This window comes from Bacillus salipaludis (assembly GCF_004358205.1).
This window is the reverse complement of sequence record NZ_SMYO01000008.1, coordinates 302,564-313,075: the sequence shown is the minus strand read 5'-3', so window position 1 is coordinate 313,075 and position 10,512 is coordinate 302,564. Positions and strand designations below refer to the sequence as shown.

General features: G+C 39.5%; 9 protein-coding genes, 10 tRNA genes and 1 rRNA gene. 18 read left to right on the top strand and 2 right to left on the bottom strand.

Features of this window, described 5'->3' with window-relative positions:
• Positions 1–4: 4 nt before the first annotated feature.
• From rrf to E2K98_RS18685, 11 genes are all read left to right on the top strand, one after another.
• A 5S ribosomal RNA gene (gene rrf, locus E2K98_RS18735) occupies positions 5–121 on the top strand.
• 44 nt (positions 122–165) lie between these two features.
• Positions 166–240 (top strand) — tRNA-Glu (locus tag E2K98_RS18730).
• Between the two features lie 39 nt (positions 241–279).
• A tRNA-Val gene (locus E2K98_RS18725) sits at positions 280–355 on the top strand.
• Positions 356–360: 5 nt separating this feature from the next.
• A tRNA-Lys gene (locus E2K98_RS18720) sits at positions 361–436 on the top strand.
• A gap of 50 nt (positions 437–486) precedes the next feature.
• Positions 487–561 (top strand) — tRNA-Gly (locus E2K98_RS18715).
• 7 nt (positions 562–568) lie between these two features.
• Positions 569–642: transfer RNA gene (locus tag E2K98_RS18710), tRNA-Cys, on the top strand.
• A gap of 40 nt (positions 643–682) precedes the next feature.
• Positions 683–759: transfer RNA gene (locus tag E2K98_RS18705), tRNA-Met, on the top strand.
• An 18-nt stretch (positions 760–777) separates the two neighbouring features.
• Positions 778–853: transfer RNA gene (locus tag E2K98_RS18700), tRNA-His, on the top strand.
• Positions 854–866: 13 nt separating this feature from the next.
• Positions 867–941, top strand: a tRNA-Gln gene (locus tag E2K98_RS18695).
• Positions 942–962: 21 nt separating this feature from the next.
• Positions 963–1,036 (top strand) — tRNA-Gly (locus tag E2K98_RS18690).
• 5 nt (positions 1,037–1,041) lie between these two features.
• A tRNA-Ile gene (locus E2K98_RS18685) sits at positions 1,042–1,115 on the top strand.
• A 273-nt stretch (positions 1,116–1,388) separates the two neighbouring features.
• Here the strand turns inward: E2K98_RS18685 and E2K98_RS18680 are convergent.
• Positions 1,389–1,631, bottom strand: coding sequence for a hypothetical protein (locus E2K98_RS18680; RefSeq protein ID WP_133336760.1), 243 nt, complete (start codon positions 1,629–1,631; stop codon positions 1,389–1,391).
• 93 nt (positions 1,632–1,724) lie between these two features.
• Here E2K98_RS18680 and E2K98_RS18675 point away from each other — a divergent pair, with 93 nt between their 5' ends.
• A complete protein-coding gene (locus E2K98_RS18675; RefSeq protein WP_133336758.1) occupies positions 1,725–2,624 on the top strand; it encodes a GNAT family N-acetyltransferase in 900 nt (299 codons plus the stop codon).
• 85 nt (positions 2,625–2,709) lie between these two features.
• Positions 2,710–3,255 carry a DUF4865 family protein gene (locus E2K98_RS18670; protein WP_133336756.1) on the top strand — a complete coding sequence of 182 codons (546 nt, stop codon included), beginning with the start codon at positions 2,710–2,712 and terminating at the stop codon, positions 3,253–3,255.
• A 114-nt stretch (positions 3,256–3,369) separates the two neighbouring features.
• Here E2K98_RS18670 and E2K98_RS18665 read toward each other — a convergent pair whose 3' ends face one another.
• A complete protein-coding gene (locus tag E2K98_RS18665) occupies positions 3,370–4,863 on the bottom strand; it encodes an amino acid permease (protein WP_133336754.1) in 1,494 nt (497 codons plus the stop codon).
• 541 nt (positions 4,864–5,404) lie between these two features.
• Here E2K98_RS18665 and E2K98_RS18660 point away from each other — a divergent pair.
• The 5 genes from E2K98_RS18660 to E2K98_RS18640 all read left to right on the top strand — a co-directional run bounded on the left by E2K98_RS18660 (position 5,405) and on the right by E2K98_RS18640 (position 10,370).
• Positions 5,405–6,226, top strand: a complete 822-nt coding sequence (locus tag E2K98_RS18660) for a sugar phosphate isomerase/epimerase family protein (protein WP_133336804.1) — start codon at positions 5,405–5,407, stop codon at positions 6,224–6,226.
• Positions 6,227–6,250: 24 nt separating this feature from the next.
• Entirely contained in the window at positions 6,251–7,594 is a 1,344-nt protein-coding gene (locus E2K98_RS18655; RefSeq protein WP_133336752.1) for an amino acid permease, read from the top strand.
• A 128-nt stretch (positions 7,595–7,722) separates the two neighbouring features.
• Positions 7,723–8,736: an SIS domain-containing protein gene (locus E2K98_RS18650; protein ID WP_133336750.1), complete on the top strand. Its 1,014-nt coding sequence runs from the start codon at positions 7,723–7,725 to the stop codon at positions 8,734–8,736.
• A 63-nt stretch (positions 8,737–8,799) separates the two neighbouring features.
• Positions 8,800–9,582, top strand: a complete 783-nt coding sequence (gene frlD / locus E2K98_RS18645; protein WP_133336748.1) for a fructoselysine 6-kinase — start codon at positions 8,800–8,802, stop codon at positions 9,580–9,582.
• Positions 9,583–9,641: 59 nt separating this feature from the next.
• On the top strand, positions 9,642–10,370 hold the full coding sequence (locus E2K98_RS18640; protein ID WP_133336746.1) for a GntR family transcriptional regulator: 729 nt from the start codon (positions 9,642–9,644) through the stop codon (positions 10,368–10,370).
• The last annotated feature ends 142 nt before the right edge of the window (positions 10,371–10,512 follow it).

Below are 10,512 nucleotides of genomic sequence, written 5' to 3'. Positions count from 1 at the left end.
ATAGTCTGGCAATAATGGCGAGAAGGTCACACCCGTTCCCATACCGAACACGGAAGTTAAGCTTCTCAGCGCCGATGGTAGTTGGGGGCTGTCCCCCTGTGAGAGTAGGACGTTGCCAGGCTAAGCCCTTTATGGGGCTATTATTTTTGAAAATTTTTAAACAGCGGCCCCTTGGTCAAGCGGTTAAGACACCGCCCTTTCACGGCGGTAACACGGGTTCGAATCCCGTAGGGGTCACCATAGTTTTGTCGAAACAGTGAAAATAACTTACATTATAATGGAGGATTAGCTCAGCTGGGAGAGCATCTGCCTTACAAGCAGAGGGTCGGCGGTTCGATCCCGTCATCCTCCACCATAAACGAGCCATTAGCTCAGTCGGTAGAGCATCTGACTTTTAATCAGAGGGTCGAAGGTTCGAGTCCTTCATGGCTCACCATTTTTAAATGAATTGTAACAAAATTGGAGAAGTACCATAAGCTTTAATATGCGGAAGTAGTTCAGTGGTAGAACACCACCTTGCCAAGGTGGGGGTCGCGGGTTCGAATCCCGTCTTCCGCTCCACATTTTTGGCGGCATAGCCAAGTGGTAAGGCAGAGGTCTGCAAAACCTTTACCACCGGTTCGAATCCGGTTGCCGCCTCCAATTTTATAAGATTATATTGAAATAGGTAATTCAATTCCATGGCGGTGTAGCTCAGCTGGCTAGAGCGTACGGTTCATACCCGTAAGGTCGGGGGTTCGATCCCCTCCGCCGCTACCAATTTAATATTTGATTATGGCGGGTGTGGCGAAGTGGTTAACGCATCGGATTGTGGTTCCGACATTCGTGGGTTCGATTCCCATCATCCGCCCCATTATTTATATCGATGGGCTATAGCCAAGCGGTAAGGCAACGGACTTTGACTCCGTCATTCGTTGGTTCGAATCCAGCTAGCCCAGCCATTTTTTATAAAATTGTGATATGCGGGTGTAGTTTACTGGTAAAACCTCAGCCTTCCAAGCTGATGTAGTGGGTTCGATTCCCATCACCCGCTCCAATTAAGGGCCTATAGCTCAGCTGGTTAGAGCGCACGCCTGATAAGCGTGAGGTCGATGGTTCGAGTCCATTTAGGCCCATAAAAATTTGAAATTGTAAAAATCAAAGTCCAATTCGAAATCGAATTGGACTTTTTTGAATTTAGATGCCCGGATGCTGGATAAACCAGCGGTCATTGTAACCGAAAGCGGTTCTCGGTGCCCGCAAACCCGAAAAAAACAGCTTCTACGGTAACCGAAAGTCCATCTAGATTCCCGAACACTCCAAAAAATCAAAATACAGTCATCGAGCTCTACTCTTGATGCCCTAATAGTCTAAAAAATTGCTAACACGGGCACCCAGAATACAAGCCATCAACTCAATGATTCCTCAAAGAACCCCAATGCGTATTTAATCGCTTCCTCTACTTCATTGGTTTCATATCCCGTTAAATCCTCATCCGTTATCTCTAATTTTGTCCCAGTCAAGCTATAGCCGCTATCTAAATTAATATCAAGAAATACCTCATAGCCCTCAGTTGTCTTGGTAATTTCGATAATATCGTAATCCCGTATGGCCGTGCCGGTTGGATATTCTAATGGCTCTAATTCTGACACAAACAATCCCTCCTTAAATGAATATCAACCATATCATACCCACAAACGAAAAAACATATATAGAATAAACAGTTGTTTTTGTGGGGGGATAAAATGAAAGTAGAAGCATTAAATAGCGAAAAAATAAATGACTTCATAGATTACTGTAAAAAACATGGAAATGAGATTGACGGCTCTTATCTTTACGATGAAGAACTAAATAAATTTATGCCGAATAAAGAGAATCCTACCTATATGGTGACCAATAAACAGGGGAAGATGGTTGCGGCCGCATCCCTGATCATGGACGATTACAATCAAAGAGGACGAACAGCACGATTTAGAATTCTTCATTCCCAGAAAAAGAACCGAAAGTGTTTCCCATTGCTTTTACAGTCCATATTAAATCATACAAAAGAGTTAGATAAAATCTTTCTTTTTATCCCGGTGAAAAATAAACCTCTGTCTAAATCGCTAGAACAACTAGGTTTTACTGTAGAACGATACTCCTTCCTGATGGTAAGAGAGGCCTTAGACGTCCCCGAGGTTACTTTTCCCAGCGATTATACGATCAAAACTTTCAGGCCAGGAAAGGATGAAGAAATTTGGTGTAAAGTTCGAAACGCGGGGTTTGCCAACCTAAAGGGGAGTGAAACACCGATCACACCTGATAACGTTAAGATAATGGTTGCTAGTGATGATTACCTTGAAGGTGGAATGAAAATCCTATTTCATAAGGAAAAACCAGTTGGGGTGGTCAGAGGTGCCGCTGATAAGCATGAGGACGAGCCAATTTTGAATATTGGACCGCTTGCGATATTGCCGGAATATCAAGGAAAAGGCTTAGGGAGAACTTTACTTAGGGCTTCTCTTCAATTTGCCAGGGACAATCTTTACAAAAGAACAATTCTTTCAGTTAATGGAGAAAATGAAGGGGCAAAGGAGCTATATCGTAAAGAGGGTTTTAAAGAAGCGGATGCATTTGCATGCTATCAATTAGTATTAAAAAAGTAAATCAAACTTATAAAATTTCCCGATTTATGATTTACTGGGGTTGGTAAATCTATATTTTTCCAAATTAGAGAGGGAGGGAAAATGAATGATTGCAACACAATACAAAATTACATTACCGAGTGATTATGATATGAAGATCATTAGAGATAGGGTAATAACTAATGGTCATAAAACAGATGGATTTGAGGACCTAAAATTTAAACTATATTTAGTAACTGAAAAAGGCCTAAATCAAAATCTGCAAAATAGTTATTGCCCCTTATATCTTTGGAAAGGCAGCAATGGGCTAAATAAGTTTTTGTTTAATGGACCTTATGATAATATATTGAATTCTTTTGGATGGCAGCGAGTAAATGTCGGAATTCCACTAATCGATACTACTACATCTAAAATAAAAGAAAATCAATATCTATTTCAAATCACAAGAAAAATACCACAACAAGAAAGTCTAAATAACTTAAAGGATAAAATAGCGGAAAGTATTCCAACGATTATTCATACAGAATATATCGTAATCTATAATCCAGATAAGTGGGAGTATGATGTATTTTACTTTTTAAGTGATATAAGCCAGGTAAAAGAAATGAGTGGAACTATTTATAATATACTGCATATTTCACAAGGGGAATAAATAGAGAAATGACGTGTGTCCATGCACACGTCATTTCTTATTCCATTTTCAAGAAATTATCCGAAAATGGAACCCCTTATATGAAAACTGGAGCATTTAAAAACATTCCTTCAATTAAGCTTTACGGTGTTCATCAAAATCAATCCTGCATTCCTCCAACGGAATAACCTTTGTTTTCTTAATAAATTTATATCCAAGCCACATGACAAGGAAGAGCGGGATGCCGAGATAGGCAGCAATTACACCACCCCAATCAATATGGTCACTTAAAAAGGCCTGATAGTTTTGGGCCAATAGGACGATTAAACAAAGAGCAAAAGCAAAGATTGGGCCGAACGGGAACCATTTAGAACGATAAGGAAGATCTTTTAAGGAATATCCTTGTGCAACGTAGGCTTTTCGGAAGCGATAATGGCTGGCAGCAATTCCTAGCCAAAAAATAAATCCTGTTACACCGACTGAATTCATCAGCCATATATACACTGCGCCATCCCCGAAGAAGGAAGAAAGGAAGGCCAACATCCCTACAAGGGTTGTTGCAATGATTGCAGGGACGGGAACGCCTCGATTATTGAGTTTGGTAAAAAGTCGAGGAGCCTGCCCTTCTTGGGCCATTGCAAATAACATCCGGCTCGTAACATAAAGACATGAATTTCCTGCGGACAATACCGCTGTTAAGATAACTGAATTCATAAATGATGCTGCAATCGCAAGTCCAGCCTTTTTAAATACTAGCGTAAAGGGACTGAGCATGACCGTATCTCCTGCCAAACTGCTAGTGGTATAAGGAATAATTAAACCGATTACAAAAATTGATAGACAATAGAATAAGAAAATCCTCCAAAAAGTCGTGCGAATCGAGCGGGGTACGTTTTTCACGGGATTTTCACTTTCACCTGCTGCAACACCGATGACTTCCGTTCCTTGGAAGGAGAAACCAGCAACGATGAAAATGCCTAACGTAGCCATAAATCCGCCTGAAAACGGTGCATCACCGATCGTAAAGTTTTTGAATCCAATTGGTTTTCCGTTCATAATACCAAAAATCATGAGTAAACCGATACCAATAAAAATGACAATCGTAACGACCTTTATTAATGAAAACCAATATTCCCCTTCTGCATATCCCTTAACTGATAAATAGTTTAGCAAAAAAATAGTAACTAAAAAGAATAGGCTCCATAAAAATGAGGAACTGTGAGGAAACCAAAATTTCATAATCATTGTTGAAGCTGTAAGCTCTGCAGCAAGGCATATCGCCCAGGAATACCAGTAATTCCAGCCTAAGGCAAATCCAAGAGCTGGATCAATAAATCGGGTAGCATAAGTACTAAATGCACCGCTAACCGGCATGAATGTCGCAAGTTCTCCTAGGCTTGTCATAATAAAATAAACCATGATTCCAATTAAAGTATAAGCGACTAAGGCTCCACCAGGTCCGGCAGCGTGAATGGCGGGGCCGCTGCCCAGGAAAAGGCCAGTTCCGATTGCACCGCCTAATGAAATCATCGTCAAATGTCGTGCTTTTAATTTTCTTTGCAATGTAGGGGTTGTTGTAGCTTCTTGTTGTTCAGTTCTTGGAGATTGCTTTACATTGATATCGAGCATATAATACCTCCTCTGAAATTAAGTTAGATTGATTCAAGCGCTTTCAAAAAAATAGGACAACAGTTCATCAAATTGTCAAAATACTGATCCTTTATACACCTCCAAAAATTTGCAAATTTACATATCAAAGCCGATTATTTCTGGTTGGAATTTTCAGATAAATTTAACAATTGATTATAGTATAAAAGTGTTGTTTTTTCAGTGTCAACAAAATTTCTCCAACCTTTTTAAAGTTATTAGTCTAATAAATTAGTTAATTAAAGTATTGAAGAGGGGTTTGGACATTTTCTAGTTTTTTCAAAATGAATCAATCGATGACAAAAAGTTATTTTAGAAAAATAAAAAAAGGTGCCTGGCACCACCCGAATTTTGTCGAAAAAAATTATTTTAGAAAAGGGAACTGGACAAAAAAGATTAATCTTTTTTGTCAAATTCCGCTCAATAAAAATATTTAAAATATTCATTGCATTTAATGTATTAGTTGATTATAATACAAGACATAACAAATAAATAAGGTTCACCTGAAGGGAGGTTTAATATGTTGAAAATAGCAGGAATGAATATTACTTTTAGGCATTATCCTTTCCGATATTTCTTGGATTGTATGGATCGCCTGAATATAAGTAGTATTGAATTATGGGCCGGTGGGCCACATTTATATGTCTATCGAAATCTGCTTAGTAATTTAAGAGAGATTAAGAGAGAGGTTAAAGCAAGAAATATGGAGATTGTCTGTTATACTCCAGAACAATGCATCTATCCTTTTAATCTTGCCACATCGGATTCACCGTGGCGAAAAGCGAGCATTGATTATTTTATTGAAAATCTACATGCTGCCGTCGAATTGGAGACGGATAAAATGCTGATTACTTCCGGAATCGGTGACTTTTCCCTTACACAAGAAGAATCTTGGAAGTATGCAAGCGATTCTATTTTTCAAATCTCCAAAGCAGCTGAGCAGGAAGGAATCACTCTTGCGCTTGAACCATTAACGAAATTTGAGTCCAATCTCATTATTGACACACCTGGACTAAAGAGAATGATTGAAGAAATTCAATCTCCTTCATTAAAAGGGATGATTGACACCGTGGCCATGCAGCTGGCGGGTGAAACACCGGATGATTATTTTTCGATGCTTCCAGAGTTAAGTCATTTCCATTTAATCGATGGCGATAGTGAGACAGATTCTCACCTTGCTTTAGATGATGGAAACCTAAATTGGAGAGAATATGTCAAAAGCCTTCAAAACCATCAATATGAAGGGGTATGTACCCTCGAGATTATGGGATCAAGTTATTATCAAAATCCACAAGATGCCGTTAAGAAATCATTAGAGAAATTAAATGAATTAGAAATCTTATAATCTGATAATTTGGAGGAACTCTTTATGAGTAATACTACGCTAACACGAAAGCTCGGTTTTTGGTCGGCTTTAGCAATTGCTGTTGGAACGACTGTAGGATCAGGTATTTTTGTCTCTTCCGGAGATGTCGCCAAAGCAGCCGGAACCCCTTCGATTTCTATTTTAGCTTGGATTATCGGCGGCATTATCGCCATCCCGCAAGTAATGGTTCTTGCTGAGTTATCAACAGCTTATCCCCAAAATGGAAGCGGTTACGTTTACCTGAATAAAGCAGGCTGGAGACCTTTAGCCTTTTTATATGGATGGGCAACCTTCTGGGCACTAGATCCTCCATCAATTTCGATTATGGCTTTAGCCGTTGTATCTTATTTAGCCAGCTTTTTTCCATTCTTCTCTGGATTTGCCGGTAAATTATTAGGGGTTGCCATTATATTGGTGATTACCTCGATCCATTATCGGAGTGTAAAAGAAGGCGGTCTTTTTCAGGTGATTATTACCGCTGTAAAAATTATTCCGTTTTTAATCGTTATTGCATTAGGTTTGATGTACATGAACACGGGAAACTTCTCGTATACACCTCATGGTGGTGCAGTAAAAACAAGTCTAATTGGCGGTGTCTCTGCGACCACTTGGGCCTACACGGGTATGGCAGCCATTTGTTTTATGGCAGGTGAATTTAAAAATCCGGGAAAAATTCTTCCGCGTGCACTAATTAGTTCTGTCTTTATTGTGTTAATTTTATATACCTTGCTAGCCGTTTGTGTAACGGGATTAATGCCTTTTGATAAATTAATCCACTCAAGTGCAGCTGTTTCAGATGCCGTTAAGTATATACCGGGGCTTTCACATATAGCTTCATCCTTTGTAGCGATTACTGCCATTATTGTTATTTTAGGTTCATTAAGTTCCTGTATTATGTTTCAGCCGCGCTTAGAATATGCAATGGCAAAGGACGGGCTGTTCTTTAAACGTTTTGGACGAGTACATCCTAAATATGAAACACCTAGTTTTTCAATTATTGTTCAGGTTACGTATGCATGTATTCTTGTGTTTGCAACGAATTTAACCACTTTGCTTGGATATTTTACCTTAATTCAATTGGTGATCAATATTTTAGACTTTGCCGCGGTTTATAAATGCCGCAAACGGGATGACTATAATCCAATCTACCGGATGCCGATGTGGAGATTAACAACGATATTAGCCATTCTTGGAGCATCATGGCTTGCGTGGGGGACCTTTACTTGGGCTCCATGGCAAGGGATGATTGCGGCATTTATTGTCATTGCCACAGGATTGCCAGTCTATTTCTACTGGGAAAAAAGATATGGATCTAAGAACGGCAAGGACGGAAATTTAGTAGCGTAATGATTTTAGGAAGTTGGTTCATCAAGAACTAGCTTCCTAAAAATTTTTTTAAAAAAACAATTGTATAATTTGTATTGTTTAATTATAATACAAGACATAACAAATAAACTTTTTCGGAGGACTACGCCATGTTAAAATTTGATGAAGAGTTATTCCTGAAGCTTGTGGAAAAAGAAGGGCTTGCATTTAAGGGGCAAATCGAAGAAATCGTTGATTCAATTTGTCAAAAAGGGTACAGCAATATTTTCCTGATTGGTGCTGGTGGAACGATTGCGATGATGTATCCCTATGAATATATTTTAAAATCAAATTCAACGATTGATGTTCATGCTGAAATTGCGGCAGAATTTATGGTCATGAACCATAGACATTTTTCAAAGAATTCGGTTTGTATCTTTACCTCCGTATCGGGAACAACACAAGAAACCGTTGCTGCTGCTGAGTTTTGTAAAGAAAGAGGAGCTACTACGCTTGCATTGGTTGCGGAGCCAAATACTCCATTAACCGAGGTAGTGGATTACTGTATCACAACCGGTTCTGAAAAGCATTCTTTTGATACATTCTTTATGCTGCTATACATGGTAATTTTCCGATTCATGCATAACAAAAATGAATTTCCACAATATGAGCAGTTTATAAGGGAAGTCTCCTTGCTGCCGCAAGCAATTCTTAATGCTGTAAAGGCTTTTGATAAAAAAGCAGAGGAATTTGCAATTAGACATAAGGATACCGATTACCACATGATGGTCGGTTCAGGTAATCTATGGGGGAACACTTACTCCTATGCAATGTGTATTTTGGAGGAAATGCAATGGATTCATGCGAAATCTATCCATGCAGCGGAATTTTTCCATGGCACGCTTGAACTAGTGCTCGAAGATACTAGTGTTATTTTACTTAAAGGGGAAGATGAAACGAGACCGCTGATGGACCGTGTTGAAAGATTTGCTGAAAAGATTACCAGCCAATTAACTGTTATTGATACAAAAAACTTTGAAATGCCGGGTATTAGCGAAGAATTTAGAAAGCATTTTTCTGTCAGCATAAACTGGGCAGTGTTAAGCCGCATTAGCGTTTACCTTGAGCGGGAGAGAAACCACCCATTAGAGCTAAGAAGATACTATCGTAAAGTAGAATATTAAGAATTTTAAAGAGCACTACCTAGTAGTGCTCGTTCTTCAATTTAAAAGAAAGCGGGAGTAAGAATGAGAATTGTAACAGTCGGAGATAACTGTATGGATGTCTATCTTGCAAGCGGGAAGGCGTATCCCGGAGGAAACCCTGTAAATGTTGCTGTCTACTTAAAGGAGTTGGGGGCGGACTCTTCCTATATCGGCTGGGTTGGGAATGACCAATATGGTGATCAAATGATTGAGGCGGTCCAGGGCAAGGGCGTGGATACGACATTTCTCGCGAAGAAGGACGGGAAAACAGCGGTTACTCATGTTGAATTGATTGATAATGATCGTCGTTTTGGGGATTATGATGAAGGAGTAATGGCTCAGTTTACCTTAACCGATGACGAACTGGAGTTTATTCACACCCATCAGCTTGTTCATGCTGGAATTTGGGGACATGTTGAATGGTATTATCCTCTTTTTAAACAAAAAGGATTGCTCACGGCGTTTGATTTTTCAGACCAGTTAGAGCATGGTCTGGTTAAAACATTGCCCGCCTTTGTGGACTATTCCTTCTTTTCTTATATAAAGGATGATGAATATATCAGGGGATTTTTAAAGGAGGTTAAAAAACAAGGTTCTAGGGTGGCGGTGGCTACGTTAGGAGAAAATGGCTCGATTGCTTACGATGGCGAGCAATTTTACCAGTGCGGAGTGTTAGAGGCCGATGTTGTTGATACGATGGGAGCAGGTGACTCTTTTATATCCGGCTTTATTTATGGAACATTGCAGGGACAATCGATCCAACAATGTTTAACATTAGGGACCAAAACGGCTGCAAAAACCATCCGCTATTTCGGTGCATGGTGACGCTAGCCGGCCGGCAATGTATAATAATGTATAAACATATGATGGATAGGATGAAAAGTATGAATTTAAATGCTTCAACCCCGCAGCCTCTCTATATGCAGATTAGGCAAATGCTGCAGAATGATATTCAGCAGGGGAAATATAAGCCGGACGAACAGATTCCCACAGAAGCAGAGCTTTGTGAAACATATAATGTCAGCCGAATCACGATCCGAAAAGCCATTGAAGAATTGGTGAAGGATGGTACATTGACACGTATACCACGCAGGGGAACGTTTGTAGCTTCGAATAAGTTTCACAATGAATTGTTATCTGTAAGTGGATTCTCGGAGTTCAGTCACCAGTTAGGGATGATCCCAAATTCCCGTATTCTTAGAAGTGAAGTGATTACGGCACCAAAGGATGTTGCGGAACACCTCAAGATTGAGGATGGAAGTCCGGTACTAGTACTTGAACGGCTTATGTATGTGAATGACCGTCCGCTTTTCTATGATATTGCGCATTATTCGCTAATTCAGTTTCCGGATTTGGAAAAGAAAATTGCAAGGGACGAATCCACTTATAAAATCCTTTCAGAGGATTACAATACAGAAATAGTCAGCAACGATAAAATCATCGATGTAATTGGTGCAACAAAGGAATACGCCAAATACCTAGAATGCGATATCGGAGCCAACCTATTCAGAATCCTAAAAATCGCCTTTAACTCAAACGACCAACCCGTCCACCTCTCCACATTCATGTGTGAAACAAGCAAAGTAAACCTAACCGTCCATCGGGCGAAATAAACCATGCCAGTTAATCTGGTGTGGCTTTTTTTTATCGAAAAATAAATTTATTTTAAAACCGACTTGACTTATAGGAATTGTCAAATTATTATATTATTAATCTATTAGAGAGACTGAAAAGTAAAAAAATTCTTGTCCCGTG

What these genes read in the sequence shown, in the direction of transcription:
- E2K98_RS18675 (WP_133336758.1), top strand. Translation starts at nt 1,725, where the DNA reads ATGAAAGTAGAAGCATTAAATAGCGAAAAAATAAATGACTTCATAGAT.
- E2K98_RS18670 (WP_133336756.1), top strand. Translation starts at nt 2,710, where the DNA reads ATGATTGCAACACAATACAAAATTACATTACCGAGTGATTATGATATG.
- E2K98_RS18665 (WP_133336754.1), bottom strand. Translation starts at nt 4,863, where the DNA reads ATGCTCGATATCAATGTAAAGCAATCTCCAAGAACTGAACAACAAGAA.
- E2K98_RS18655 (WP_133336752.1), top strand. Translation starts at nt 6,251, where the DNA reads ATGAGTAATACTACGCTAACACGAAAGCTCGGTTTTTGGTCGGCTTTA.
- E2K98_RS18650 (WP_133336750.1), top strand. Translation starts at nt 7,723, where the DNA reads ATGTTAAAATTTGATGAAGAGTTATTCCTGAAGCTTGTGGAAAAAGAA.
- frlD (WP_133336748.1), top strand. Translation starts at nt 8,800, where the DNA reads ATGAGAATTGTAACAGTCGGAGATAACTGTATGGATGTCTATCTTGCA.
- E2K98_RS18640 (WP_133336746.1), top strand. Translation starts at nt 9,642, where the DNA reads ATGAATTTAAATGCTTCAACCCCGCAGCCTCTCTATATGCAGATTAGG.